Source organism: Pseudomonas sichuanensis (assembly GCF_024749065.1).
GTDB lineage: Bacteria > Pseudomonadota > Gammaproteobacteria > Pseudomonadales > Pseudomonadaceae > Aquipseudomonas > Aquipseudomonas sichuanensis.
The window spans coordinates 4,420,758-4,447,341 of sequence record NZ_CP087185.1; the positions used below are offsets into that span (position 1 = coordinate 4,420,758).

The window sequence follows — 26,584 nt, forward strand, 5'->3', positions numbered from 1 at the left end:
CAGGCTCTCCACTCTCCATCGGGGGCAGCAGATGTCCATTTTCCACAGCGTACGCAGCTACCTCCAAGGCACCGAACGGCACGCTGAACGCGATTACCTGCCAGAGCTAGCCGGCGCCACCCTGCAGGATTCACCCAGCCTGTCGCGCCTGACCGTGTGGCTGGCCGCCATCCTGCTGCTGGTGGCCCTGGTCTGGGCCAACTTCGCCGTGCTCGACGAGGTCACGGTCGGCGAAGGCAAGGCCATCCCGTCGAGCAAGGTGCAGGTGGTGCAGAACCTCGAAGGCGGCATCGTCACCGAGCTCTTCGTGCGCGAAGGCCAGATGGTCGACAAGGGCGCCACCCTGCTGCGCCTGGACGACACCCGGTTCAAGTCGAACAAGGGCGAAAGCGAAGCCGACCGCTACGCCCTCACCGCCCAGGTCGAGCGCTTGTCGGCCGAAGCTGAAGGCCGCCCTTTCGTGCTGTCGCAGGACGTCCGCGACAAAGCCCCGCAAGTAGCCGAGGACGAAGCGGCCTTGTACGACTCACGTCAGCGCCGCCTGGCCAGCGAGAAGCAGACCCTCAACGAACAACTGCGGCAGAAGACCCAGGAGCTCGCCGAATTCCGCTCCAAGGTCGACCAATACCGCTCGGCGCTGGGCCTGCTGCAACAGGAACTGGACATGTCGGCGCCGCTGGTCAGCAAGGGCGCCATCTCGCCGGTGGAAATCCTGCGCCTCAAGCAGCGCACCGTCGAAGCCCGCGGCCAGCTCAATGCCACCAGCCTGGCGATCCCCCGCGCCGAAGCTGCCGTGGCCGAGATCCGCAGCAAGATCCAGGAGTCCGACGCTACCTTCCGCTCCGAGGCGGCCAAGGAGCTCAACGACAAACGCACCGAGCTTTCGAAGATCACAGCCACCAGCATCGCCATCGACGACCGGGTCAACCGCACCACCGTGGTGTCGCCGGTGCACGGCATCGTCAAGCTGCTCAAGGTCAACACCATCGGCGGCGTGGTACAGCCCGGCAGCGATCTGGTGGAGATCGTGCCGATCGAGGACAACCTGCTGATCGAGGCCAAGGTAAGGCCACAGGATGTGGCGTTCCTGCACCCGGGGCAGACGGCGATGGTCAAGTTCAGTGCCTATGACTACACCATCTACGGCGGGCTCAAGGCCAAGCTGGAGCTGATCGGTGCGGACACCGTCACCGATGACAAGGGCAACGCGTTCTACCTGATCCAGGTACGCACCGACAAGAACCACCTGGGTGGGGATAACAAGCCGTTGCTGATCATCCCGGGAATGGTGGCCACGGTGGATATCATCACCGGGCAGAAGAGTGTGCTGGACTACCTGTTGAAGCCGGTGTTGAAGGCACGGACCGAAGCGTTGCGCGAACGTTGATCGAAATGCGCGACCTGCATGGGCATGGGATCAGCCGATAAGCCCTCGGGTGGCCCCGTGTGGTTCCAAGGGATTTCAAACACGCGCCAAGGTCGATGCGGCCCAGTCGAGGCATCAAACTCGAACTAGTCTGATCCCAGGTTGTGATTACGCTCGAATGTGTCCATCCCCATCGCCCTGATCTGCCCCTCGATCAGGGCCTCGAAAGGTCGCAACACGGGATCGAACCGGCCCGCCCCCTCCAGCACATTCAACGCCTGCACCACCGCCTCGATGGTCGACAACGCGCCCGGTTCCGGCGCCTTGCGCAGCCGATAGCGCGAGGGCGTCACCTGCCCGAGCGTCACCCGCGGCAGCGCCTCCAACAGCGGGTTCAGGTAGAGCATCTTGCGCGCCTTGCGCCAGGTGCCGTCGGGGACGATCAACAGCAGCGGCAGCTCGTCGATGCCTGCGCCATAGGTTTGCAGAACCTCGGCACCGTCACCGGGGAACAGCAGCACCGGCCTATACCCCGGCGAAGCCAGCAACGTTTTGAGGTCATCGAATACCTCCCCCACCCGCAGCTCGGCATTGATCAGCCCGAGGGCTGCCAGGCGCGCGGTATTGAGCGCATGCGACGTTTCGCTGGGGTGCTGCAGCACGACCACGCGGGTACGGCTGTCGAGGCTGGGAATCAGCGGGCAGAGGCAGTGGGCGATCGGGCGCTGACAGCGATCGCAGCGGGGTCTGGGCATGGCGGGCTCCTTGGGGGCGCGCAGTTTGCCACAGGTTGGTTGTATGACTACGGGCCAATTGCGGGGCAAGCCCGCTCCCACGAGTGAGCCCTCGTGGGAGCGGGCTTGCCCCGCGATTGGCCCGACAGTCTGTCACTACCGGTTGAACCGCTCCGCCAGGCTATGCAGGTACTCCGCCATGCGCTCCAGGTCCTGGCTGATCTCGGCCCCCTGCCTGGCCTGCCCGGCACTTTCATCGCACAGCTGGGCAATGCGCACGATCTGCTGGTTGATGTCTTCGGCCACGTGGCTCTGCTGCTCGGACGCCGTGGCCATCTGCTGGCTCATGCCGGTGATGCGGCTGACCGCCTGGGCGATACCGGACAACGCTTCCTGCACCGCCTCGACACTGTGCACGCTGTCGCTGGAGATCTGCTGGCCGCGGCTGGCACTGGCCACCGCACGGTCGGCGCCGGTGCGCAGGCCGGCGATGATGTGGTGGATCTCCTCGGTGGAGGCGCGGGTACGCTGGGCCAGCGAGCGGACCTCGTCGGCGACCACGGCAAAGCCCCTGCCCTGTTCACCGGCACGGGCGGCTTCGATCGCGGCGTTGAGCGCCAGCAGGTTGGTCTGCTCGGCAATCGAGGTGATCACGTCCACCACGCTGCCGATCGATTGGGTCTGCTCGGCCAGGGCATTGACCGCCTGGCCGATATCGCTCACCGCCTCGCTCATGCTGCCCATCGCGCGCAGGCTCTGCTGGGCCAGGTCGCTGCCCTGCTGGGCCAGCTGGTCGGCGTCGCTGGCGGCATGGGCGGTGCTCTGCACGTTGTGGGTGACCTGCTGGATGGTCGCCGCCATCTGCGCGATGGCGGTGGCCGACTGGTCGGTTTCGCTGCGCTGGCGGTCGAGCATCTGTGCCTGGGCGTCGGACAGGTCGGCGGACTGCGCGGCCCGCGACTTGACCCCGACCCCGGCGTCCACCAGGCGGGTCAGCGCGGTCTGCAAACGTGCCTCTTCACTGAGGATCGCTAGGTCGAGCTGGCCCTGCAGGCCGGGGTTGTCGCTGTAGGTCAGGGCCACCAGCGGGCTGGTGAACGCTTTGGGATGCTCCTGCAGGGTGCGGCGGATGGCCTGGTTCTGCCGGTGCTCGACCAGGTACCAGGCCGCCAACAGGCTGGCCATCAGCACCCCCAGTGCGGCGTACTGGGGCAACCAAAGGTAGCCGGCGGCCGATAGCAGCCCGGCACCGATCAACGGCCAGCCGTGACCGATGCCATGGCCCAGGCGCGCGGCCAACGCCACCGGCGAGCGACCGGCGCGCAGGCGCGCGTAAAGCGCTTCGGCACGGCGGATCTGCTCGCGGGTGGGCACCGAACGCACCGACTCGTAGCCGCTGATGCGGCCGTTCTCGTACACCGCCGTGACATAGGCGCTGACCCAGTAGAAATCGCCGTTCTTGGCGCGGTTCTTGACCACCCCCATCCAGGGCTTGCCTTGCTTGATGGTGTCCCACATATGGCCGAAGACTGACGGCGGCATGTCCGGGTGACGCACCAGGTTGTGTGTCTGGCCGACGAGTTCGTCGTAGGTGAAACCGCTGATGGCCACGAAAGCGTCGTTGCAGTAGGTGATGCGGCTGTTGAGGTCGGTGGTGGAAATCAGCCGCTGGTGGTTGGGAAAGGTTCTTTCGTGTTCGGTGACGGGCAAATTCATGCGCATCGTTGGCGATCCCTTGCTTATCCAGATGAGTGGGAAATTCATCAAAGCAAGTAGATGTTTAGCAGAAGGCCATCATGTCAGTGGTCAAGTTTTGCAGGAATTTTTACCGACCTGACGGAATGAGCTGAAAACGACATTGTTCAGCCAACGTTGAGCTGGCTCTTGAGCAGGTCGCGGAACGTCTGGATCAAGGGTTCCCGGCTGCGGCCGCGGCGGATGATCAGCGAGAACGGCGCCTGGTAACCAAAGGTGGCTGGCGACAATACCCGCAAGTCGCCCTTGTCGACCCAGGCCTGGGCGTAGTGCTCGGGCAGGTAGCCGATGTAGGCGCCGGAGAGAATCAGGATCAGCTGCGCCTCCATGCTCTCCACTGTCGCCGCGCTGTGCTTGAAGCCATGGCGGGCCAACTCGGCCTGGCTCCAGTAACCGCGCCCGACCATGCGCTGCTGGGTGATCACCGGCTCCGGGATGCGCCGCTCGGCGAACAGCGGGTGGCGGCTGCTGCAGTACAGCCAGTGCTGCTCGCGGTACAGCGGCTGGTACACCAGGCCGCTCATGCGCGAAGAGAAGGCGCCGATGGCCAGGTCCAGGCGGTTGTCCTGCACGCCCAACTGCAATTCGTAGGGGCTGGAGACCGACAGGTGCAGATGCACTCCCGGGTGCTCCTGGCTGTAGGCACCGATAGCCTCGGCCAGCGGCAGGGCGCGATCACCCACCGTGGAGTCGATCACCCCGAGGTTGAGGGTGCCGCGCAGCTCGCCCTTGAGCGCCGCCGCATACTGTTCGAAACCATCCAGTTCGCCGAGCAGGCGCAGGGTCTCCTGATGGAACAGCTCGCCTTTGCTGGTCAGGCTGAAACCACCACGGCCACGGTGGCAAAGGACGATACCCAGGGCGCCCTCCAGCTGGCTCATGTAGGTGCTGATGGCCGACGTCGACAGGTTGAGGTCGCGCTGGGCGTTGGCGAACCCCTGGTGGCGCACCACGCTGGCGAAGATGCGCAGCAGTTTCAGGTCGGGCAGCGATGAGGCCATGGGGCGAGGGTTCCGCGGGCTGGAAATCGTCAGAGTCTAACGCGCCTTCAGGCGGATAGTTCAGAAATTCCTGAAGTAAGTATTTGTCGGTAGCGATTCTTCCGCCGCACTACCTTGCGCAGACTGCGGCGAAATGTCCCTGCCCGCCGGCCCCATCGTTCATCGAGGCGCGCGGCGGCACAGGTTCGAACAAACATAACAATCGACCGACTGATGAGGCCCACCGTGGACAAGACTCTCCACCAACCACTGGGCGGCAACGAAATGCCGCGTTTCGGCGGCATCGCCACCATGCTGCGCCTGCCCCACCTGCAAAGCGCCCAAGGCCTGGACGCCGCCTTCATCGGCGTACCGCTGGACATCGGTACCTCGCTGCGCTCGGGCACCCGCTTCGGCCCACGGCAGATCCGCGCCGAGTCGGTGATGATCCGCCCGTACAACATGGCCACCGGCGCCGCCCCGTTCGACTCGCTGTCGGTCGCCGACATCGGTGACGTGGCGATCAACACCTTCAACCTGCTCGACGCCGTGCGCATCATCGAAGAAGCCTACGACGAGATCGTCGAGCACAATGTCATCCCGCTGACCCTGGGCGGCGACCACACCATCACCCTGCCGATCCTGCGCGCCCTGCACAAGAAGCACGGCAAGATCGGCCTGGTGCACATCGACGCCCACGCCGACGTCAACGACCACATGTTCGGCGAGAAGATCGCCCACGGCACCACCTTCCGCCGCGCCGTGGAAGAAGGCCTGCTCGATTGCGACCGCGTGGTGCAGATCGGCCTGCGCGCTCAGGGCTACACCGCCGACGACTTCAACTGGAGCCGTCGCCAGGGCTTTCGCGTAGTCCAGGCCGAAGAGTGCTGGCACAAATCGCTGGAACCGCTGATGGCCGAAGTGCGTGAGAAAGTCGGTGGTGGCCCGGTCTACCTGTCCTTCGACATCGACGGCATCGACCCGGCCTGGGCTCCTGGTACCGGCACTCCGGAAATCGGCGGCTTGACCACCATCCAGGCGATGGAGATCATCCGCGGCTGCCACGGCCTGGACCTGATCGGCTGTGACCTGGTCGAAGTCTCCCCGCCTTACGACACCACCGGCAACACCTCGCTGCTGGGCGCCAACCTGTTGTTCGAAATGCTCTGCGTGCTGCCAGGGGTAGTACGCCGCTGATTGGAATGAAGGCTTGTGGGAGCGGGCTTGCCCCGCGCTAGCAATCGCGGGGCAAGCCCGCTCCCACAACAGCCCGTCGAGCCATGGAAACACCCCGGCAGGAGCCATTCGGGAGGGCCATAGAGGCCCGCCAACACATCACAGGACCGCTGGGCGCGTGAACCCGCCCGGACGGCCGATCTCGCCATAATAAAGATAATCGGGAGACCCCCAATGGCCTTGGACATCATCGTTGTACTGATCTATGCCGCCGGCATGCTCGCGCTTGGCTGGTACGGCATGCGACGTGCGAAGACCCACGAAGATTACCTGGTGGCCGGGCGCAACCTCGGCCCGACCCTGTACATGGGCACCATGGCCACCACCGTGCTCGGTGGCGCGTCCACCGTCGGCACCGTGCGCCTGGGTTACGTGCATGGCATCTCCGGTTTCTGGCTGTGCGCCGCGCTGGGCCTGGGCATCATCGCGCTGAACCTGTTCCTCGCCAAACCGCTGCTGCGTCTGAAGATCTTCACCGTGACCCAGGTGCTGGAGCGCCGCTACAACCCCATGGCGCGCCAGGCCAGTGCGGCGATCATGCTGGCCTATGCGCTGATGATCGGCGTGACCTCGACCCTGGCCATGGGCACCGTGCTGCAGGTACTGCTCGACGTGCCGTTCTGGCTGGCACTGCTGTTCGGTGGTGGTGTGGTGGTGGTGTACTCCACGATCGGTGGCATGTGGTCGCTGACCCTGACCGACATCGTCCAGTTCGTGATCAAGACCGTGGGCCTGATGTTCATCCTGCTGCCGGTGTGCCTGTACAAGGCCGGTGGCTGGGACACCCTGGTGGCCAAGCTGCCGGCGGCCAGCTTCAGCTGGACCACCATCGGCTGGGACACCATCATCACCTACTTCCTGATCTACTTCTTCGGCATCCTGATCGGCCAGGACATCTGGCAGCGGGTGTTCACCGCCCGTGACGAGAAAGTCTGCCAGCGCGCAGGTACCACCGCGGGTGTCTACTGCGTACTGTACGGCCTGGCCTGCGCCTTGATCGGCATGTCCGCCCATGTGCTGATGCCAGACCTGGCCAACCCGAACAATGCCTTCGCCGAGATGATCAAGGGCCAGTTGCCTGAAGGTATCCGTGGCCTGCTGATGGCCGCCGCCCTGGCCGCGATGATGTCCACCGCCAGTGCCGGCCTGCTGGCCGCCTCGACCACCCTGACCGAAGACCTGCTGCCCAAGCTGCGCGGCGGCAAGCAGTCGAGCCTGGGCATCAACCGCCTGTTCACCCTGCTGACTGGCCTGGTGGTACTGGGCATCGCCTTGGCGGTGAACGATGTGATCAGCGCCCTGACCCTGGCCTACAACCTGCTGGTAGGCGGCATGCTGATCCCGCTGATGGGGGCGATCTTCTGGAAGCGCGCGACCACCGCCGGGGCCATCGCCAGCATGTCGCTGGGCTTCGTCACCGCGCTGTTCTTCATGTTCAAGGATGGCCTGGATGCCAACTCGCCGATCTACTACAGCCTGGCGATCGGCCTGGTGAGCTTCGTGGTGGTCAGCCTGGCGTCGCGCAAGCCGGCTGCGGCAGTCAACCTGGCCTGACGCCAACCCCAGGGCCAACCCGCTCCCGCATCAGACCCCGTGGGAGCGGGCTTGCCCCGCGATTCGCAGTACCCTCAATGCAAAAGGCCGCCGCATCTTGTCGATGCGGCGGCCTTTTGCCTGGTGTATCAGCGACGACGCGGCTGGCGCTTGCGCTGTTCTTCGTCGGTAGGGATCGGCACCGGCTGTAGAGGTGGCGGGAGCAAACCCAGGGCGACGGCTAGGTCGTGGAGCCAGTTATACATGCGTTCGTTCATAAATGCCCCCTTGACGGGTTCAGCCTCACGGTCAATCAATCCTGCGATGCGTCATACAGATCATAGTCCGATGTCCTGCATTGCGCATGCGCCTGTTCTTACAGATATGGGCGATTTTGACCCGGATCAAGCGCAGGCGACAGCTTCCGACGGTCGGTCAATCGTTTCGCTTTGTTGCAGTTCGATCCACGCCTGCAGATTGGCCCCACGCATGCCTTGGCGCCACATCAACCAGGTGACCGCCTGATCGAACGGCGTTTGCAAGCGATGGGCACGCACCCGGTCACGCCCCGGCAGGCTGTCGAGCATCGATTGCGCCATCAGCGCCACCCCGGCGCCTGCGATCACACAGGCCAGCATGCTCTGGTACGACTCGATCTCCATCACTCGCCCCATGGGCGTGTGGGCATGGGCGTACCAGGCCTCCAGGCGCATACGGTAGGAGCAACCCTGGCGGAAGGTGAACACCGCCCTGCCAGCCACATCCTGGGCGCTGCTGACCGGTGGATGCTCGGGGCTGGTGATCAGTACCAGCTCTTCCTCACACAAGGGCACGCCATCCAGCCCGGCCAGGCTTGGCGGCCCATCCACCAGCGCGGCATCGAGCCGATGGCTGAGCAGCCCCTCCAGCAAATCGCCACTGGGGCCGGCCTGGACTTGCAGGTTCACTGCGGGGTAGGCCTGGTGATAGCGCGCCAGCAGCGCCGGCAAATGGATCGCCGCCGTGCTGTACATGGTACCCAGCACGAAATCACCGGCCGGCTGCCCGCCTTGCACGGCGGCCATCGCTTCGTCACGCAGGGCCGACAGGCGGTTGGCGTAATCCAGCAGTACCTTGCCCGCAGGCGACAGTTGCAGGCGCTGACGCTCACGCACGAACAGCTCCACGCCCAGTTGCTCCTCGAGTTGGCGCAGGCGCGTCGACAGGTTCGACGGGACTCGGTGCAGGCGCTCGGCCGCGCGGGTGATCGAGCCTTCCTCGGCCACGGCCAGGAAGATACGCAGTTGGCTGAACTCCATATCATTCTCCAAAACAGAACAACTTGATCATCATTATTCAATTTTATTGAAAGTCAATCCGCCCTACCCTGCCATTCATCGCAACCCTTCGAGCAGGAGACGCCTCCATGTCGCCCTTCGTGCAACTGCTGGCCAGCGCCGTGGCCCTGATGATGGCCATGGGCATCGGCCGTTTCGCCCTCACCCCGCAACTACCCCGCCTGATCGCCGAGGGCCAGTTCGACCTTACGGCAGGTGGCCTGGTGGCTGCCGCCAACTACCTGGGCTACTTCCTCGGTGCGGTGGACGGCATGTTCGCCCGCCAGCCGGCCCAGGTGCGTCTGCGCCTGCACGGCGGCCTGTGGCTATGCGTGTTGCTCACCCTCGCCTCAGCGGCCGCCGAGGGTTTCTGGAGCCATCTGCTGCTGCGCTTCGGCACGGGCGTGGCCAGTGCCTGGGTATTGGTGATGATCACCAGCCTCAGCCAGCAACTGGCCAACACCCATGGCCGACAGCGCCTCGGTGCCCTGGTGTTCGCCGGGCCGGGTGTCGGGATCGCCGTCACCGGCCTGCTGGCACTGGGCGCGCACCTGCTGGGGCTCGGCTCAGCGGCGCTGTGGCTGATCTACGCGATGGCGGCGTTGGTGATGCTGCTGGCCGTGCTGCGGTGGTTGCCACGGGCCCTGGAGCCTGCGCCTGTCGCGGCCACCAGCAACAGTGGCCCGACACAGGGCAAGGGTATCGGCCGCCTGGGTCTGGTGTATGGGCTGTACGGCATTGGCTATATCTTGCCAGCCACCTTCCTGTCACAGATGGCCAACCAGCAGTTCCAAGGGCAGTGGATGGCCGATCTGTTCTGGCCGGCGTTCGGTCTGTCGGCGGCGCTGGGCGTGGTGGTCGTCAGCCTGCGCCGCCCAGGGCACACCTCGGCGTGGCTGACCGCCACGCTCTGGCTGCAAGGCCTGGGTGTGCTGGCCTGCCTGCAAGGCGGCGGCATCGGGCTGGGGCTGGGGGTAGTGCTCTGCGGTGGGCCGTTCCTGGCCTGCATGCAACTGGTGATGCAGCGCTCGCGGGAACTGGCGCCCCATGCGACCCAGCGCAATGCCGGGCTGCTGACCGCGTGCTTTGCCCTGGGGCAGTTGAGCGGGCCGCTACTGGCGGCCTTGAGCAGCCACTTCAGTGGTGGCTTGCAGCCGGCGCTGGTGATGGCGGCTGCGGGGCTGGGGCTGGCCGGAGTACTGGTGCTGACGGGGGCCGTGCCACGATCCGCGTCATGCACCGGCCTGCGCCAGGCGGGTTGAGCCTGGCGCCCCTGCCGCTCGCCAACTACCCCACGATCCTACGCAGTTGCCGCCGCACCCAAGCCTCGGCGCTGACCATGATCACCCCCACCAGCACCAGGACCGCGCCGAGCACGAAGTTCAAGCTCAGCGGTTCGTCCAGCAGCACGACGCCAAAGGTCACCCCGAACAGCGGCGTGATGAAGGAGAACACCGCCAGGTTTGAAGCCAGGTATTTGCGCAGTAACCAGAACCAGGTCAGGTAGCTGATGAACGACACCACGATGCCCTGGAACAGCACGCTGCCAACTGCCAGCGGGGTCAGCGCGAAATCAGCGATCTGCCCGCTCACCAGGGCCATCAGCAACAGCCCGGCGAAGCCCACCGCCAGTTGGTAGAACAGGGTCAGGGTCGCCGGCGCCTCGGACAACCGCGAGCAACGCACCACCACCGTGGTCGCGCCCCAGGCCAAGCCGCCCAGGATAGCCAGGGCGTCACCCAGCAACATGCGCCCATCGAGCTGCTCGAACGAGACGCCTCCGGCGAATGCCAAGGCGATGCCGGCAAACGCCAGCAGGATGCCCAGCCACTGCAACAGGCGCAGCCGCTCGCTGGGCATCATGAAATGCAGCCCAAGGGCGGTGAAGATCGGCGCGGTGTAGAGGAATACCGACATGTGCGCCGCCGAGGTCAGCTTCAGCCCCTCGGCGATGAACAGGAACTCCAGCCCGAACAGCGCACCGGCCAGCACCCCGGCACGCCAGGTGATACCCACCTGACCCCAGCCTCCCTTGAAGCAGACCAGCAGCCCTACCAGCACGGCGGCGATGCCGTTACGGAACGCCGCCTGCATTACCGGGGCAATGTCGACGGCAGCGGATTTGATCAGCACCTGCTGGCAGCCCCAGATCAGGCACAGCCCCAGCATCACCTGCAGGGCAAAGGCGTCAGGGTTCTTGCGGACCTCGCTCATAAGCGGGCCAACTGGGTTTCTACAGACATGATCAAGGGCTCGGCAGTGGCAGACGAACGGCGATTATCAGCCGTTCAGCCCGCCACTTGCCAGCCTCAAAACGACCTCAGGCGATCTGCGCGTTTGCCGAGACCTGGTCGAAGGTGTTTTCGTCCAGCGCATCCTCCTGCCGGTCAAGGACTTCACGCGGATGGCCGAAACCCGGGATGCTGCTGTCAATCAGGCTGAGCAGGCGTGAGCCACGCTCGGTCAGCACGAAGTTCTCGCCATTGCCGCCGTCCTCTTCAGGCCGGCTGGCGATGAAGCCACGTTCGAACAGAAGCTTCTCGTACTCGCAGGCGCGGGTTTTCAGATGGTCCAGGTCGCCCGGTGCCTGGCCATTTGCAGCCAGCGCTGCGGCGTGCTGTTCGGCATAGGGGCGTGGCGTGAAGCTATGACCGGCGCCGTTCTGCACCTCGTGCAGCAAGCGCTCGATCAGGTCCCAGTCGTAGCGGCTCATGGAATGGCCTCCTGCAATGAACGGATGGGTTACACAAGGTGGGACCGACAGAAGCCGACAGGCGTTCAGATTGGCAAACTGCCGATGGCAGCCCAGGCAATCTGAACTTTCAAATTGCCCCACCCCTCACACGTAGCAGGATCACCAGGGGCCAAGATGATGAAAAACCTCTACCGCGCCGCAATACTTGCCAGCCTGGTGTGCGCCTTGCCCGCCTGGGCCTGCACGCCAGAAGAAGCCACGCACAAACGCGAGGAACTGGCCGGGCTGGTCGCCCGGCTGACCGAGCAGAACCCACAGAAAGCCAAAGAGATAAACGACGAGCTGCAAGGCATGGAGCTCGGCACGGCAAGCAAGGACTTGCCGGACAAGTGCCAACTGATCGACAAGCGGATCAAGGAATTGAAGGAAGCCGAGAAAAAGACCTGAGCAGCGCCTGCTTCAGCGGCGCTGCTGGGCCAGCATGTATTGGCGCAGCAACTGGTTGATTCGGGTCTGGTAGCCGCTGCCTTGGTCCTTGAACCAAGCCAGTACGTCTGCGTCGAGGCGAATGGTCACGGTTTGCTTGGCCGGTAAGCGAAGCTCGGCCTGTCGGAAGAAGTCGTCGCCCAGCTCGGGGATATCCGAGGTGTCGATCGGCCCGCGAGCGGAGTGTTCATCACTGTTTCTGGAGGGTTTCGACATAGCGCATTTCCTCGCGTCGGGTGGCTCTTCTGGCGGAGATGATTCGGATCACATCCCCTTGCCATTCGGTGTAGGCGACCACGCTGACCCAGGCGTTGATCCAGCCCATGCTGATCCAGCGTGGTTCTACGTAGTCGAACCGCTCATCCTTGAGCACCAGCATCGGGTGCCGGAACATGTCGGGCACTTCATTGAAATCGATACCGTGCTTGCGGATGTTCAGCTGGTTCTTTTCCTCATCCCATTCAAAACGCATGGGACTTTCGTATTTACAGTTGTACATACGCTACTCCTGCCAGCGAAAACATGCCAGAGGTATTCTGGAAGCCAGGCAGCAAAATGCATGGGCCGAGGAGCAGTTTGGGAAATGGGCTACGCGCGCTTGGGGAAAGCGCGAAATCACCCGCCACCTTTGCAGTGGCGGGCTTGCATCAAAAAGCGCTTACTCAGCCGCTGGCTTGCGCTTCTTCAGCGGCGCCATGCCATCGGAACTGGCCAATGGCGCATTGGCCTTCGGCTTGGCGGTCGGTTTGCGCTTGGCGGCGCCCTTCTTGTCGCCGGTCTTCTTCTCGGTCTTTTTCTTCTTGGTGCCAGCCGCCTTGCCCGAGGCCTTGACCTTCTTCGGCCCGCTGTAGGTACCCTTGACCTCCTTGATGACACGGCGCTCGAACTGCTGCTTGAGGTAGCGTTCGATGCTCGACATCAGGTTCCAGTCGTTGTGGGTGATCAGCGAGATCGCCAGGCCTTCGCCGCCGGCACGACCGGTACGGCCGATACGGTGCACGTACTCGTCGCCGCTGCGTGGCATGTCGAAGTTGATCACTAGGTCCAGCCCGTCGATGTCCAGGCCGCGCGCCGCCACATCAGTGGCCACCAGCACCTTGGAGCCGCCTTCCTTGAAGCGGTCGATGGCCAGCTTGCGGTCCTTCTGGTCCTTCTCGCCGTGCAGTACGAAGGCCTTCACTTCCTTGGCCACCAGATGGCCGTAGATGCGGTCGGCCAGGGCACGGGTGTTGGTGAAGATGATTGCCTTCTGGTAGGTCTCGTTGGCCAGCAGCCACTGCACGATCTGCTCTTTGTGCTGGTCGTGGTCAGCAGTGATGATCTGCTGGCGGGTACCTTCGGCGAGCTGCGAGACACTGTTGAGCATCAGGTGCTCAGGGTCTTTGAGGACCTTGCCGATCATGTCGCGCAGGGCCGCGCCGCCGGTAGTGGCGGAGAACAGCAGGGTCTGCTTGCGGTTCTCGCACTCCTTGCACAGGCGCTCCATGTCTTCGGCAAAGCCCATGTCGAGCATGCGGTCGGCTTCATCGAGGATCAGCACGTCCACATGGGACAGGTCGAGGTTGCCGGCATTGAGCTGCTCGAGCAGACGGCCCGGGGTGCCGATCAGCACGTCCGGCACCTTGCGCAGCATGGCGGCCTGTTCCTTGAAGTCCTCACCACCGGTGACCAGGCCCGACTTGATGTAGGTGAACTGGGAGAACAGCTGCACCTGCTTGAGGGTCTGCTGGGCCAGCTCGCGGGTCGGCAGCAGGATCAGCGCACGGATTTCCACGCTCGGGCCGCTGCGGTCGACCAGGCGGTTGAGCAGTGGCAGGACGAATGCAGCGGTCTTGCCGCTGCCGGTCTGTGCCGTCACCCGCAGGTCACGCCCTTGCAGGGCCAGGGGAATGGCCGCTGCCTGCACCGGAGTCGGCTCGACAAATTTCAGCTCGGCCACGGCTTTGAGCAGGCGTTCGTGCAGGGCGAATTGGGAAAACACGGGGGTAACCTCGGGCAAGTGCGAAAAATTCAAGTTGCATAGGGTAACGTTTTCCGCCGCCAGAACCGAATTTCTTTTGGCAACTTTGCGCCGATCCACGCTCTAATGCCGTTTCGTACCGCAACACAGACCGTTTCCTACGCTTATGGACCTCCAACGATTCTGGCGCGATGCCCTCGACCTCTGGGGCACCCTCGACCAACACCCGCTGCTGCACGCCGCCCTCGGCCTGGCCGTGCTGCTGCTCGTCTCGCTGCTGATCGGCCGCCTGGCGCGCTTCCTGATCCTGCACACCAGCCGCCTGCTGGGCCGGCAACCGGCGCTCAGATGGCTGGACGACCTGCGCCACAACAAGGTGCTGCACCGCCTGGCCCAGACCACACCATCGCTGGTGGTGCAGTTCGGCCTGAAGCTGGTGCCGGAACTCTCGGCCACCGCCCAGCATTTTCTCGGCAACCTCGCCCTGGCCATCACCCTGCTGTTCATGACCCGCGCGCTGTCGTGCCTGCTCGATGCGCTGCTGGACATCTACGCCCGCACCGAACATGCCCGCACCCGCTCGATCAAGGGCTACATGCAGTTGGCCAAGATGATGCTGTGGATCTTCGCCGCCATCGTCATCGTCGCCACCCTGATCGACCGCTCGCCGCTGTTGCTGCTGTCGGGTCTGGGTGCCATGTCGGCGGTGCTGCTGTTGGTGTACAAGGACACCCTGCTGTCGTTCGTCGCCAGCGTGCAGCTGACCAGCAACGACATGCTCCACGTCGGCGACTGGATCGAGATGCCCCAGGCCGGGGCCGACGGCGATGTGGTGGATATCACCCTGCACACGGTCAAGGTCCAGAACTTCGACAAGACCATCGTCTCCATCCCCACCTGGCGCCTGATGAGCGAGTCGTTCCGCAACTACCGCGGCATGCAGCAGTCCGGCGGGCGTCGGATCAAGCGCAGCCTGTTCATCGACGCCGCGGGCGTACGCTTCCTGACCCAGGAAGAAGAACAGCGCCTGGGCCAGGTGCGCCTGCTCGGCGACTACCTGGCTGGCAAGCGCCAGGAGCTGCGCGAATGGAACGAGGCCCAGGGCCACAATGCCGGGTTGTCGGCCAACCGCCGACAGCTGACCAATATCGGTACCTTTCGCGCCTTCGCCCTGGCGTACCTGAAGAGCCACCCCAACGTGCACCCGAACATGACCTGCATGGTGCGCCAGATGCAGACCACCGCCGAAGGCGTGCCGCTGGAGATCTACTGCTTCACCACCACCACGGTATGGGCCGAGTACGAGCGCATCCAGGGCGACATCTTCGACTACCTGCTGGCGGTGCTGCCGGAGTTCGGGCTTAGCCTGTACCAGCAGCCCAGTGGCAATGACATGCGCGTGGGGCTTGCGACGCGGGCTACGCGTCAGGAACTGGCCTGAAGCCATCGCGGGGCAAGCCCGCTCCCACAAACACCGTGGGAGCGGGCTTGCCCCGCGATAAGGCCATTAAAGCCTGACAATCAACGCGATGCTGGCTGCACAGTACGTTGCCCGCCCAACCGGCTCATCCACACCGACGCCAGGATGATCGAGCCGCCGATGGCCAACCGCCCCAGCGGTTCGTCCTGGTTCCAGATCAGCAGGTTCAGCAGCAGCCCCACCGGCACATGCAGGTTGTTCATCACCGCCAGGGTGCCGCCGGATACCAGGCAGGCGCCCTTGTTCCACCAGTACAGGCCAAGCGCAGTCGGGCACAGCCCAAGGAACAACAGCACCAGCCACTGGGTGTCGGTGCTCGGCAGGTGCTGGGCGTTGCCGAACAGCAGGAAGGCCGGCAGCACCACCAGCAGCGCGCCAAGGTAGAAATAGCCGAAACGTCGGTAGTGCGGCAGGTCGCTGGGGTGGCGGGCCACCAGATGGCGGTACAGCACCTGGCCGGCGGCATAGGTGAAGTTGGCCAGCTGCAACAGCAAAAAGCCCACGAAGAACTCACCCGTGACACTGTCGAAACGGATCACCGCCGCGCCGGCCACGGCCACCAGCGCAGCCAGCAGCGCCCACGGGTTGAAGCGCCGATTCAGGGCGTCCTCGATCAAGGTCACGTGCAGCGGTGTGAGGATGGTGAACAGCAGCACTTCAGGCACGGTCAGCACGCGGAAGCTCAGGTACAGGCACACGTAGGTAATGCCGTACTGCAGCGCGCCGATCAGCAACATGGAACGCATGAAGCGCGGTTCGACCTGGCGCCAGCGGGTCAATGGCAGGAACACCAGCCCGGCCAGCAGCACCCGGGCCAGCACGGCAAAGTAGCTGTCGACGTGGCCGGCCAGGTATTCGCCGATCAGGTTGAAAGAGTACGCCTGGATCAGCGCGACGATTATCAGGTAGCCCATGGTGGCCTCTCGTGGATCAAGGCGGCGACCTTAGCGGGTTGGGTCCGGGCAGTTCAACCATGAGGTTTGTAAGGCCTGTGCTGGCCTCTTCGCGGGTGAACCCGCTCCCACAGGATCATGCATAACCTGTGGGAGCGGCGGTTCGCCGCTGCGACTCACCCGCGAAGAGGCCGGCATAGGTACTTGCTGTATCCCAACCATAAAAAAGCCCGGCCATCGCAATGACCGGGCAGGTACACCCAAAGGAGCAACAAGGTGTCAGGGTTGGGAATTCGTTGAGCCTCAGGCCACCGCGGCCAGCTTGGCCTTGGCCTGGTTCAGGCCCTTCTCGTGGAACTCGCCGCTCATGTTCAGGCCTTCGGCGTGGATGAAGTCCACATCATGGATGCCGATGAAGGCCATCACCTGGCGCAGGTAAGGTTCCTGGTGATCGCTGCTGGCGCCGGCATGGATGCCGCCACGGGCGGTCAGGACGATGGCGCGTTTGCCGGTCAGCAGGCCTTGCGGGCCGGTCGGGGTGTACTTGAAGGTGATCCCGGCACGCAGCACGTGGTCGAGCCAGGCCTTGAGGGTGCTGGGGATGGTGAAGTTGTACATCGGTGCCGCCATCACCAGCACGTCGGCTGCCAGCAGTTCGTCGGTCAGTGCGTTGGAACGAGCCAGGGCCTCGAGCTCAGCGGCGCTGCGCTGTTCTTCAGGCTTCATCCAGCCGCCCAGCAGGTTGGCATCCAGGTGTGGCACCGGGTCCACGGCCAGGTCACGGACCTTGATCTCGTCAGCAGGGTGCGCCGCTTGCCATTGCGCAATGAAATCCTGGGTCAGTTGACGGGAAACGGAATCCTGCTGGCGGGCGCTGCTTTCGATGATCAGTACGCGGGACATGGGTGCCTCCATCGGCGGTAAAGGGTGGCGATTCGATGGAGGTGAGATTAAGGGTTGACCTATCGATAAAAAAGCGTAAAAAGTGGGACCAATCTATCGATGAATCCGTTTTATTCCGCTTTGCAGTCCACCTGGATGCGCAACTTGAGAATCTCGCGGTTGAACTTCGCCGTTACATCGACGCTCTTGCCCGCCGGCACATTGACCCGGCGCACGCGCGGCGCCTCGGGGCCATTGCGGAACGTGACCTTGCACGCCGCCGGCACCTGCCCATAGTTGTTGAGGTTGATCGAACCGATGTCATAGGTGGTGTCATAGGCGGTGTAGTCGACCTTGACCCCGTCGGTCTGTTTCTCCACATCGATGGGGTAGGCCATGGCCCCCAGGGGCAGGCACAACAGCAAAGCCGCACAACATTTCTTCATACCGGCGCTCTCCTTGAGAAGAGCGCAGCTTAGGACAACAGGAGCCCTGGATGAAAGCGCCGCGCGTAACCCTGGATCAGTGGCGGACCCTGCAGGCGGTGGTCGATCACGGCGGCTTCGCCCAGGCAGCCGAAGCGCTGCACCGCTCGCAGTCATCGGTGAGCTACACCGTGGCGCGCATGCAGGAGCAACTGGGCGTGCCGCTGCTGCGCATCGACGGGCGCAAGGCCGTGCTCACCGAGGCCGGCAGCGTGCTATTGCGCCGCTCGCGGCAGCTGGTCAAGCAGGCCAGCCAACTGGAAGACCTGGCCCACCACATGGAACAGGGCTGGGAGGCCGAAGTGCGCCTGGTGGTGGACGCCGCCTACCCCAGTGCCCGCCTGGTGCGCGCCCTCAGTGCGTTCATGCCGCAAAGCCGCGGCTGCCGGGTGCGCCTGCGTGAAGAAGTGTTGTCCGGGGTCGAGGAAGTGCTGCACGAAGGCATCGCCGACCTTGCCATCAGCAGCTTCAACATCGGTGGCTATCTGGGCACCGAGCTCAGCCCGGTGGAGTTCGTCGCCGTCGCCCACCCCGAGCACGCCCTGCACCGCATGGGCCGTGAGATCACCTTCCAGGACCTGGAAAGCCAGCTGCAGGTGGTGATCCGCGACTCTGGCCGCGCCCAACCGCGCGACGTCGGCTGGCTGGGCGCCGAGCAGCGCTGGACGGTGGGCAGCCTGGGCACCGCCACCACCTTCGTCAGCAGCGGCCTGGGCTTTGCCTGGCTGCCCCGGCACATGATCGAACGCGAGCTGCGCGAAGGCGTGCTCAAGCCATTGCCACTGGATCAGGGTGGCAGCCGCCACCCGCTGTTCTACCTTTATTCGAGCAAGGAAAAGACCCTGGGCCCGGCCACGCAGATTCTCATCGAGTTGCTGCGCAACTTCGACACCGCGCCGCTGGACGTGCCCTTCGCAGCCCCCCCGCAAGCCTGAGAGGACCGCGCCCATGGCCTGTTTCGAACATGACGGATGCCTGCTGCATTACGAGGAACATGGCCAGGGCGAGCCCCTGGTGCTGCTGCACGGGCTGGGTTCGAGCAGCCAGGACTGGGAGCTGCAGGTACCTGAGTTCAGCCGCCATTACCGGGTCATCCTCATGGACATCCGCGGCCACGGCCAATCCTCCAAGCCGCGGCGCGGCTACCACATCAAGACCTTCAGCGAAGACCTGCTGGCCCTGCTCCAGCACCTTGGCACTGGCCCCGTGCACTTCGTGGGCCTGTCGATGGGCGGCATGGTCGGTTTCCAGTTCGCCGTCGACCACCCCGCCAGGCTGCGCAGCCTGTGCATCGTCAACAGTGCGCCGGAAGTCAAACGCCGCACCCGCAGCGACTGGGTCTGGTGGCTCAAACGCTGGGGCCTGGCGCGTCTGCTCAGCGTCGAAACCGTGGGCAAGGGCCTGGCCGCCAGGCTCTTTCCCAAACCCCAGCAGGCCGAACTGCGGCGCAAGATGGCCGAACGCTGGGCACGCAACGACAAACGCGCGTATCTCAAAAGCTTCGACGCCATCGTCGACTGGGGCGTGCAGGAACGCATCGGGCAGATCGCCTGTCCTACGTTGGTGATCGCCGCCGACCACGATTACACACCGATACAACTCAAGGAGCGTTACGTCGCCCTGATGCCGCACGCCCGACTGGCAGTCATCGAGGATTCCCGGCACGCTACGCCCCTGGACCAACCCGCAGTTTTCAACCGTACCCTGCTGCCTTTCCTCGCAGCCGCTTCCACCTCTCAAGGATCTTTGAGCCCATGCTGAAAAAACTCCTGCTGACCGCCTGCTCGGTCGCCTTCGCCACCAGCGTCATGGCCTCCGACAAGACGCCACACGTGTTGCTGGATACCAGCTTCGGCCAGGTCGAGATCGAGCTGAACGCTGAAAAAGCGCCTATCAGTACGAAGAATTTCCTGCAGTACGTCGACAGCGGTTTCTATAACAATACGATCTTCCACCGCGTGATCCCGGGCTTCATGGTCCAGGGCGGCGGTTTCACCGACCAGATGGTGCAGAAGAGCACCAAAGACCCGATCCGCAACGAAGCCAGCAATGGCCTGCAGAACACCCGTGGCACCTTGTCCATGGCCCGTACCTCCGACCCGAATTCGGCCACCAGCCAGTTCTTCATCAACGTGGCCGACAACGATTTCCTCAACCCCGGGCGTGACCGTGGTTACGCGGTGTTCGGCAAGGTCACCAAGGGCATGGAAGTGGTCGACCAGATCGTCAACTCGCCAACTACCGTCAAGAAAGGCATGCGCGACGTGCCGGCCGACCCGGTGTACATCAAGTCAGCCAAACGCATCGACTGACCGCAGGCTTCACAAGGATGTGAACCGCCTGAGGGTCGGATGGAACAGGAGTTACCTCACCCATGCTGTACCGTCGTTTCGAGCAATTGATCGACATCTTCCGCGAGGCGCCGAGCGAGGCGCCGCCCGGCAAGGTCTGGCCCTTCTACCTCTATTACCTGCGCCAGGTGTGGCCCAGCTTCCTCGCCCTGCTGATCGTCGGCCTGTTCGCCTCGCTGATCGAGGTGGCGATGTTCAGCTACCTGAGCCGGATCATCGACCTGGCCCAGGGCACGCCCAACGCCAACTTCTTCAGCGCGCACAGCGCTGAGCTGATCTGGATGCTGGTGGTCATCCTGCTGCTGCGGCCGCTGTTCTTCGGCCTGCACGACCTGCTGGTGCACCAGACCATCAGCCCGGGCATGACCAGCCTGATCCGCTGGCAGAACCACACCTACGTGCTCAAGCAGAGCCTGAATTTCTTCCAGAGCGACTTCGCCGGGCGCATTGCCCAACGCATCATGCAAACCGGCAACTCCCTGCGCGACTCGGCAGTGCAGGCGGTGGACGCGCTGTGGCATGTGCTGATCTACGCCATCAGCTCGCTGGTACTGTTCGCCGAAGCCGACTGGCGGCTCATGCTGCCGCTGCTGGTATGGATCGCCTGCTACATCGCTGCGCTGTACTACTTCGTGCCCCGGGTGAAAGAGCGCTCGGTGATCTCCTCCGACGCCCGCTCCAAACTGATGGGCCGCATCGTCGACGGCTACACCAACATCGCCACCCTCAAGCTGTTCGCCCACACCGACTACGAACAGCAGTACGCCCGTGAAGCGATCCGCGAGCAGACCGAAAAAACCCAACTGGCCGCGCGGGTCGTCACCAGCATGGACGTCGTCATCACCTCGCTCAACGGCCTGTTGGTGGTCGCTACCACGGGGCTGGCGCTGTGGTTGTGGAGCCAGTCGCTGATCACCGTCGGCGCCATTGCCCTGGCCACGGGCCTGGTGATTCGCATCGTCAACATGTCGGGCTGGATCATGTGGGTGGTCAACGGCATCTTCGAAAACATCGGCATGGTCCAGGACGGCCTGCAGACCATCGCCCAGCCGGTAACGGTCAGCGACCAGCCCGATGCGCCGGCACTGAAAGTCAGCCAGGGCGCGGTACGTTTCGAGCACGTGAGCTTTCACTATGGCAAGGGCAGCCAGGTCATCGATGCGCTGAACCTGGACATCCGCCCCGGCGAGAAGATCGGCCTGATCGGCCCGTCCGGCGCCGGCAAGTCGACCCTGGTCAACCTGCTGCTGCGCCTGTATGACGTGCAGGCCGGGCGCATTCTCATCGACGGCCAGAACATCGCCGAGGTCAACCAGGCCAGCCTGCGCGCACAGATCGGCATGATCACTCAGGACACCTCGCTGCTGCACCGCTCGATCCGCGACAACCTGCTGTACGGTCGCCCCGATGCCACTGATGAAGAAGTGTGGGAAGCGGTGCGACGGGCAAAGGCCGACGAGTTCATCCCGCAGTTGTCCGACGCCCAGGGCCGCACCGGCTTTGACGCCCATGTCGGCGAGCGCGGGGTCAAGCTCTCCGGCGGTCAACGCCAGCGCATCGCCATTGCCCGGGTGCTGCTGAAGAACGCACCAATCCTGGTCATGGACGAAGCCACCTCAGCGCTGGACTCGGAGGTCGAGGCAGCGATTCAGGAGAGCCTGGAGACGCTGATGCAGGGCAAGACAGTGATCGCCATCGCCCACCGCCTGTCGACCATCGCCCGCATGGACCGCCTGGTGGTGCTGGACAAAGGGCATATCGTCGAAAGCGGCAGCCACAGTGAACTGCTGGCCCAGCACGGGCTGTATGCGCGGCTGTGGCATCACCAGACCGGTGGCTTCGTCGGCGTCGACTGACCGTGCATGTCGCCTCAAGCTCGCGCCCACCCTGCCGACATATGTTGTCGTACAACAACATGAGGGCCCTGGTGGGCCGGCGAGGTGGTAATGCTGTTACGCCAATGGAACATCGCGCCCCGAGCAACATCGGGGTTCGCCTGCATTGCACTGATGGTTGCCTTACTTGGCATGTTCTCCCTTGCCAAGATGGACGACATCCGTGACTCGGCCACGGCCATGGAAGAAAACTGGGTGCCCAGCATCCGCACCGTGGACACCATTCGCGAAAACATGCTGCGGGTACGAACCATCTCGTTGCGCGTTGCTCTCGACCCGAACCCGGCCAACGTCGACACCTATGTCAGCCAGTACGAAGCCCGCAACAAGGTCCTGATGCAGAACATCAAGGACTACGAGGCGTTCGTCGACACCCCTGAAGAATCCCGCATCTACCAGCAGTTCCAGCGCGACTTCGCGACTTACCAGAAAGGCATGGCCGACTCCTTCTCGCTGGCCCGGCGCGGCGACATCGTCGCCCTGCACAAACTGGTGCTGGTCGACATGAAGCCGGTCGTCGACGGCACCGGCGCGCAATTGGCCGAGCTGGGCGAACTGTATGCCAAGAGCATCGAACGCGAGGGTAACCAGGCGGCCGAGCGTTATGACCAGTCCCGAGCCATCGTCATCGGCGTGATCCTGCTGGCCGCACTGTTCACAGTCACCCTGGCCTGGCTGCTCACTCGCAGCATCGTGCAGCCGCTCAAGGATGCGGTACTGGCAGCCAAGCAAGTGGCCGAGGGCAACCTGAGCAATGCCATCGCCGCCAGCGGCAACGACGAAGTCAGCCAGTTGCAGCACTCACTGGCACAGATGCGCGACCGCCTGCGCGACACCCTGGGCGAGATATCCGGCTCCTCCACGCAACTGGCGGCGGCGTCCGAAGAGCTGCACGCGGTCACCGAGGAAGCCGGACGCGGCATCACTCGCCAGCACGACGAAATCGAGCAGGCCGCCACCGCCGTCAACGAAATGAGCACAGCGGTCGAAGAAGTGGCGCGCAATGCCGTGTCCACCTCCGAAGCCTCGCGACAATCGACCCAGTCGGCGCAGCAGGGCCAGGCCCGGGTGTCGCAGACCATCGAGGCGATCAGCGACCTGGCCGAAGAAGTGGCAGCCTCCGCTGCGCTGGTGGGGCAACTGGCCGAACAGTCCCAGAAAGTGGGCACGGTGTTGGATGTGATCCGCGCCATCGCCGAGCAGACCAACCTGCTGGCGCTCAACGCGGCCATCGAGGCCGCCCGTGCCGGTGAGTCGGGCCGCGGCTTCGCCGTGGTAGCTGACGAGGTGCGCGCGCTGGCCCATCGCACCCAGAACTCGACCCAGGAGATCGAGCAGATGGTATCGCTGATGCGCAGCGGCGCCAGCCAGGCACTGACCGCCATGCAGACCAGCAGCACCCGCGCCCGCGATACTCGCGAACTGGCCCAGAGCGCTGGCCACGCGTTACAGGAGATCACCTCGGGGATCAGCGAGATGTACGAGCGCAACCTGGTGATCGCCAGTGCCGCCGAAGAGCAGGCACAGGTGGCCCGAGAGGTGGACCGCAACCTCACCAACATCCGCGACCTGTCGGTGCAGAGCGCCACGGGTGCGCAGCAGACCAATGCCTCGAGCCAGGAGCTGTCGCGCCTGGCAAGCGGGCTCAATGGGTTGGTCAAGCGCTTTACCCTTTGAGGGCCCATGGGGCTGCTTTGCAGCCCTTTCGCGACACAAGGCCGCTCCTGCAGGGGATCGCGTGTACCTGTAGGAGCGGCCTTGTGCCGCGAAAGGGCCGCAAAGCGGCCCTGACAATCTCAAGCCTTGCGATAAGGCAGCGCTGCCTTCGCCTGCTCGGCATACCCCAGCACCCCGGCCCGCTCCTGCAACAGGAAATCCTCCACCGCCCGTCGCAACCCCGGGTGCAGCAGGTAGTGCCACGAACGGGTAATCACCGGCTCGAACCCTCGAATCAGCTTGTGCTCACCCTGTGCCCCGGCATCGAAACGCTGCAGCCCTTCGGCAATGGCAAAGTCCATGCCCTGGTAGAAACAGGTCTCGAAATGCAGGCGGTCGAACTCGTCCAGGCAGCCCCAGTAACGACCGTAGAGGCTGTCGCCCCCCACCAGGCTCAAGGCCATGGCCACCTCACGACCGTTCTGCCGGGCGATCACCACCCGGATCGCCTCAGGCATGCGCGCGGCAATCAGGCTGAAAAATTCGCGGGTCAGGTAGGGTGAACGGCGGCGCACGGTGTAGGTGTTGGCGTAGCACAAGTAGACGAAGTCCCACTGCGCCTCGCTCAGTTGGTCGCCCCGGTACCACTCGAACTCGATGCCATGGGCCGATACCTGCTCGCGCTCCTTGCGCATCTGTTTGCGCTTGCGCGAGCTGAGCGTGTCGAGGAAGTCCTGGAAGTCGCGGTAACCCCGGTTGCGCCAGTGGAATTGGCAGCCCAGGCGCTCCATCCAGCCCGGCAGGCCAACCACCATCTCGTCCAAGGCACTGTCGGTGAAGTTGATATGCGCCCCGGACAACCCACCCTTGCCCAGGTATTCCGGCAGTGCCTGCAACATCAGCAGGGCGTCGCCGGGCTCGGTACTCAACAGGCGCGGCCCGCTGACCGGGCTGAACGGCACAGCGCCGAGCAGCTTGGGGTAGTAGGCGATGCCGGCACGTTCGCAGGCGTCGGCCCAACCATGGTCGAACACGTACTCGCCGAACGAATGCCACTTGCGGTAGGCCGGCAGCAGCGCCCGCACCTCACCGTCGCGCTCCAGCACCAGGTGTTCGGCGGCCCAGCCGTTGTCAGGCGCGACACTGCCGCTGTCTTCCATGGCACAGAGAAAGGCGTGGCGCAGGAAGGGCTGGCCAGCGGGCACCAGTGCATCCCAGGTGGTCGCCGGCAGGTCGCGCAGGTGGGCAAGGCTGTGAAGGCTGATCACGATTGGGACTCGTTGAATTGAAGTGGGCAGTATTGCCAATGCAGCCGCGACACTCAATTGAACTGCCGTTCACTTAACAGCAGTGCCACCAATTGGACATTATTCTGTCATTCCCCCCCGCAATACTGGCGCCTGTTTTTCGGAAGCCAAGAACCTGTCTAGCCAGGGCTTTTCCGAAGGCATGCCAACTCGGGGGCGGCCGCATGAGCCTCCCCACTTTATTCAACAGGGAGAACCTTATGCGTCTTGTTTCTACACTTACTGGAGTGAGCCTCACCGGCATGATGCTGGCTCTGAGTACTCCAGCCAGTGCTGCTGTCGACGCCAAGCTGCTCGAAATGCTCCGCGCCAATGGTTCGATCAACCAGGCGCAGTACAACGAACTGCAGGGCGACCTGGCAAAAGAAACCAAGGAAAAGGCCGACCAGAAAGCTCAGTCCGAACGTATGAGCTCCTTTGAACAAAAAGTGGCATGGGCCGCCAAGACCCAGATCAAGGGTGATGTGCGCCTGCGTTACGAAGACGTCAACGTCGACAACCCGATCGCCCGCAGCGGCAACCAGGACCGTGAGCGCGTCCGTGCCCGTGTCGGCTTCTACAGCGAGATCAACCCGCAGGTCGACGCCGGCGTGCGTGTGGCCACCGGCAGCAGCGCCGATGCCCGCTCGACCAACCAGAGCCTGGACAACTACTTCGAGAAGAAATCGCTGTGGGTCGACCTGGCCTACCTCGACTGGCACCCCACCGCGGTGCCGAACCTGCACCTGATCGGCGGCAAGATGATGCAGCCTTGGGTCAGCATGGGCGACATCATCTGGGACAGCGACATCAACCCCGAAGGCCTGGCCGTCACCTACAAGACCAACCTGGGCCCTGCCGAAGTGTTCGGCAGCCTCGGTCACTACAACCTGAAGGACAACGTCGACGGCGACGGCGTGCAGTTCAAGCACGACGCACAGCTGTACCACGGCCAGTTGGGCACCAAGTTCAACGCCGCCGACACCCTCAAGGTCACCGTGGGCGGCAGCATCTACGGCTACGACAACGACAAGCAATCGGCGGCACTGCGCTCGCTGGGCAACACCACCAACGAGTTCAACCTGGTGGAAGGTTTCGGTCAGCTGGACTTCACCGGCTTCGCCATCCCGCTGTCGGCCTACGGCCAGTTCGTCAAGAACACCGAAAGCACCGACGGCAAGGACAAGGCCTGGCTGGCTGGTCTGAAAACCAAAGTGGGTGCCTGGAGCCTGGACTACAACTACCGCGACGTGCAGCGTAACGCCGTGGTCAGCCTGTTCACCGACTCCGACTTCGGCAACGGCTTCACCGGTTCGCGTGGCCACAAGTTCAAGGTTGGCTACGAGATCGACAAGAACTTCGCCCTCGGCGCGGCCTACATGATGGCCAAGACCGACTACTCCAACCTGCCGAACAGCGATGCTGACGTAGACACGCTGCAGGTGGACCTGGAAGCCAAGTTCTAAGCGACACGCTCCACTGCTTCGCACTCAGGCGGGAAATGCTGACCCCATCCAGCATTTCCTGCCTTTTTTTGCCTGCTGGAAATGTATCGGCCCTATCGCCGGCAAGCCGGCTCCCACAGGGGAAACATT

The 26,584-nt window shown here is 63.9% G+C and carries 26 protein-coding genes and 1 pseudogene; 12 read left to right on the forward strand and 15 right to left on the reverse strand.

Annotated features, from left to right (window positions below):
- Positions 1 to 31: 31 nt before the first annotated feature.
- Positions 32 to 1,387, forward strand: coding sequence for an HlyD family type I secretion periplasmic adaptor subunit (locus LOY51_RS19970; RefSeq protein WP_110996359.1), 1,356 nt, complete (start codon positions 32 to 34; stop codon positions 1,385 to 1,387).
- A gap of 125 nt (positions 1,388 to 1,512) precedes the next feature.
- Here LOY51_RS19970 and LOY51_RS19975 read toward each other — a convergent pair whose 3' ends face one another.
- The 4 genes and pseudogenes from LOY51_RS19975 to LOY51_RS19985 form a co-directional block, all read right to left on the reverse strand.
- Complete coding sequence (locus LOY51_RS19975; RefSeq protein ID WP_125859582.1) at positions 1,513 to 2,121, reverse strand: tRNA-uridine aminocarboxypropyltransferase; 609 nt, start codon at positions 2,119 to 2,121, stop codon at positions 1,513 to 1,515.
- 135 nt (positions 2,122 to 2,256) lie between these two features.
- Positions 2,257 to 3,285 carry a methyl-accepting chemotaxis protein gene (locus LOY51_RS19980; RefSeq protein ID WP_374045897.1) on the reverse strand — a complete coding sequence of 343 codons (1,029 nt, stop codon included), beginning with the start codon at positions 3,283 to 3,285 and terminating at the stop codon, positions 2,257 to 2,259.
- A 234-nt stretch (positions 3,286 to 3,519) separates the two neighbouring features.
- Positions 3,520 to 3,864: pseudogene (locus tag LOY51_RS27215) on the reverse strand (PAS domain-containing protein); the annotation flags it as partial.
- Positions 3,865 to 3,962: 98 nt separating this feature from the next.
- Positions 3,963 to 4,856: a LysR family transcriptional regulator gene (locus tag LOY51_RS19985; RefSeq protein WP_125465068.1), complete on the reverse strand. Its 894-nt coding sequence runs from the start codon at positions 4,854 to 4,856 to the stop codon at positions 3,963 to 3,965.
- A 225-nt stretch (positions 4,857 to 5,081) separates the two neighbouring features.
- On the opposite strand from LOY51_RS19985, the gene speB reads away from it, so the two are divergent.
- Both speB and LOY51_RS19995 read left to right on the forward strand, forming a co-directional pair.
- Complete coding sequence (gene speB / locus LOY51_RS19990) at positions 5,082 to 6,032, forward strand: agmatinase (protein WP_110996363.1); 951 nt, start codon at positions 5,082 to 5,084, stop codon at positions 6,030 to 6,032.
- A gap of 213 nt (positions 6,033 to 6,245) precedes the next feature.
- A complete protein-coding gene (locus tag LOY51_RS19995) occupies positions 6,246 to 7,625 on the forward strand; it encodes a sodium:solute symporter family protein (RefSeq protein WP_125859584.1) in 1,380 nt (459 codons plus the stop codon).
- A gap of 128 nt (positions 7,626 to 7,753) precedes the next feature.
- Here the strand turns inward: LOY51_RS19995 and LOY51_RS20000 are convergent, their stop codons facing one another.
- Both LOY51_RS20000 and ptrR read right to left on the reverse strand, forming a co-directional pair.
- Entirely contained in the window at positions 7,754 to 7,882 is a 129-nt protein-coding gene (locus tag LOY51_RS20000) for a PA1414 family protein (protein WP_256206021.1), read from the reverse strand.
- 126 nt (positions 7,883 to 8,008) lie between these two features.
- Positions 8,009 to 8,902 carry a putrescine utilization regulator PtrR gene (gene ptrR, locus LOY51_RS20005; protein ID WP_125859585.1) on the reverse strand — a complete coding sequence of 298 codons (894 nt, stop codon included), beginning with the start codon at positions 8,900 to 8,902 and terminating at the stop codon, positions 8,009 to 8,011.
- A 107-nt stretch (positions 8,903 to 9,009) separates the two neighbouring features.
- Between ptrR and LOY51_RS20010 the strand changes: the two genes are divergently transcribed.
- The gene (locus LOY51_RS20010) at positions 9,010 to 10,182 is read left to right on the forward strand and encodes an MFS transporter (protein WP_258642752.1); all 1,173 of its coding nucleotides are present in this window, start codon (positions 9,010 to 9,012) and stop codon (positions 10,180 to 10,182) included.
- A 25-nt stretch (positions 10,183 to 10,207) separates the two neighbouring features.
- Here LOY51_RS20010 and LOY51_RS20015 read toward each other — a convergent pair whose 3' ends face one another.
- Together LOY51_RS20015 and LOY51_RS20020 are read right to left on the reverse strand one after the other, a co-directional pair.
- Positions 10,208 to 11,134: a DMT family transporter gene (locus LOY51_RS20015; protein ID WP_258642753.1), complete on the reverse strand. Its 927-nt coding sequence runs from the start codon at positions 11,132 to 11,134 to the stop codon at positions 10,208 to 10,210.
- A gap of 106 nt (positions 11,135 to 11,240) precedes the next feature.
- The gene (locus LOY51_RS20020) at positions 11,241 to 11,633 is read right to left on the reverse strand and encodes a transcriptional regulator (protein WP_110996368.1); all 393 of its coding nucleotides are present in this window, start codon (positions 11,631 to 11,633) and stop codon (positions 11,241 to 11,243) included.
- A gap of 159 nt (positions 11,634 to 11,792) precedes the next feature.
- Between LOY51_RS20020 and LOY51_RS20025 the strand changes: the two genes are divergently transcribed.
- On the forward strand, positions 11,793 to 12,062 hold the full coding sequence (locus tag LOY51_RS20025; RefSeq protein WP_258646685.1) for a hypothetical protein: 270 nt from the start codon (positions 11,793 to 11,795) through the stop codon (positions 12,060 to 12,062).
- A gap of 12 nt (positions 12,063 to 12,074) precedes the next feature.
- On the opposite strand, the gene LOY51_RS20030 is transcribed toward LOY51_RS20025, so the two are convergent.
- From LOY51_RS20030 to LOY51_RS20040, 3 genes are all read right to left on the reverse strand, one after another.
- The gene (locus tag LOY51_RS20030) at positions 12,075 to 12,317 is read right to left on the reverse strand and encodes a BrnA antitoxin family protein (RefSeq protein ID WP_125465074.1); all 243 of its coding nucleotides are present in this window, start codon (positions 12,315 to 12,317) and stop codon (positions 12,075 to 12,077) included.
- Entirely contained in the window at positions 12,292 to 12,573 is a 282-nt protein-coding gene (locus LOY51_RS20035; RefSeq protein WP_258642757.1) for a BrnT family toxin, read from the reverse strand. Before LOY51_RS20035 ends, LOY51_RS20030 begins: the two co-directional genes overlap by 26 nt.
- A 186-nt stretch (positions 12,574 to 12,759) precedes the next feature.
- Positions 12,760 to 14,082: a DEAD/DEAH box helicase gene (locus LOY51_RS20040; RefSeq protein ID WP_125465075.1), complete on the reverse strand. Its 1,323-nt coding sequence runs from the start codon at positions 14,080 to 14,082 to the stop codon at positions 12,760 to 12,762.
- Between the two features lie 145 nt (positions 14,083 to 14,227).
- Here LOY51_RS20040 and LOY51_RS20045 point away from each other — a divergent pair, with 145 nt between their 5' ends.
- Positions 14,228 to 15,502, forward strand: a complete 1,275-nt coding sequence (locus tag LOY51_RS20045; RefSeq protein ID WP_125859589.1) for a mechanosensitive ion channel family protein — start codon at positions 14,228 to 14,230, stop codon at positions 15,500 to 15,502.
- 80 nt (positions 15,503 to 15,582) lie between these two features.
- Here LOY51_RS20045 and LOY51_RS20050 read toward each other — a convergent pair whose 3' ends face one another.
- From LOY51_RS20050 to LOY51_RS20060, 3 genes are all read right to left on the reverse strand, one after another.
- On the reverse strand, positions 15,583 to 16,455 hold the full coding sequence (locus LOY51_RS20050; RefSeq protein WP_110995900.1) for a carboxylate/amino acid/amine transporter: 873 nt from the start codon (positions 16,453 to 16,455) through the stop codon (positions 15,583 to 15,585).
- Between the two features lie 282 nt (positions 16,456 to 16,737).
- On the reverse strand, positions 16,738 to 17,337 hold the full coding sequence (locus LOY51_RS20055; RefSeq protein WP_125465078.1) for an FMN-dependent NADH-azoreductase: 600 nt from the start codon (positions 17,335 to 17,337) through the stop codon (positions 16,738 to 16,740).
- A gap of 110 nt (positions 17,338 to 17,447) precedes the next feature.
- Complete coding sequence (locus LOY51_RS20060; protein ID WP_125465079.1) at positions 17,448 to 17,762, reverse strand: 3-phosphoglycerate kinase; 315 nt, start codon at positions 17,760 to 17,762, stop codon at positions 17,448 to 17,450.
- Positions 17,763 to 17,812: 50 nt separating this feature from the next.
- Here LOY51_RS20060 and LOY51_RS20065 point away from each other — a divergent pair, with 50 nt between their 5' ends.
- The 5 genes from LOY51_RS20065 to LOY51_RS20085 all read left to right on the forward strand — a co-directional run bounded on the left by LOY51_RS20065 (position 17,813) and on the right by LOY51_RS20085 (position 23,724).
- A complete protein-coding gene (locus tag LOY51_RS20065; RefSeq protein ID WP_258642760.1) occupies positions 17,813 to 18,736 on the forward strand; it encodes a LysR family transcriptional regulator in 924 nt (307 codons plus the stop codon).
- Positions 18,737 to 18,749: 13 nt separating this feature from the next.
- Entirely contained in the window at positions 18,750 to 19,562 is an 813-nt protein-coding gene (locus tag LOY51_RS20070) for an alpha/beta fold hydrolase (RefSeq protein ID WP_258642761.1), read from the forward strand.
- The gene (locus tag LOY51_RS20075) at positions 19,556 to 20,113 is read left to right on the forward strand and encodes a peptidylprolyl isomerase (RefSeq protein WP_125859592.1); all 558 of its coding nucleotides are present in this window, start codon (positions 19,556 to 19,558) and stop codon (positions 20,111 to 20,113) included. The genes LOY51_RS20070 and LOY51_RS20075 overlap by 7 nt, the downstream gene beginning before the upstream one ends.
- Before the next feature lie 62 nt (positions 20,114 to 20,175).
- Entirely contained in the window at positions 20,176 to 22,008 is a 1,833-nt protein-coding gene (locus LOY51_RS20080) for an ABC transporter ATP-binding protein (RefSeq protein ID WP_258642763.1), read from the forward strand.
- Between the two features lie 90 nt (positions 22,009 to 22,098).
- Positions 22,099 to 23,724, forward strand: a complete 1,626-nt coding sequence (locus tag LOY51_RS20085; protein WP_125859594.1) for a methyl-accepting chemotaxis protein — start codon at positions 22,099 to 22,101, stop codon at positions 23,722 to 23,724.
- 119 nt (positions 23,725 to 23,843) lie between these two features.
- On the opposite strand, the gene LOY51_RS20090 is transcribed toward LOY51_RS20085, so the two are convergent.
- The gene (locus tag LOY51_RS20090) at positions 23,844 to 24,971 is read right to left on the reverse strand and encodes a GNAT family N-acetyltransferase (protein ID WP_258642766.1); all 1,128 of its coding nucleotides are present in this window, start codon (positions 24,969 to 24,971) and stop codon (positions 23,844 to 23,846) included.
- Between the two features lie 239 nt (positions 24,972 to 25,210).
- Here LOY51_RS20090 and LOY51_RS20095 point away from each other — a divergent pair, with 239 nt between their 5' ends.
- Positions 25,211 to 26,455, forward strand: a complete 1,245-nt coding sequence (locus tag LOY51_RS20095) for a putative porin (RefSeq protein WP_258642768.1) — start codon at positions 25,211 to 25,213, stop codon at positions 26,453 to 26,455.
- Positions 26,456 to 26,584 lie beyond the last annotated feature (129 nt).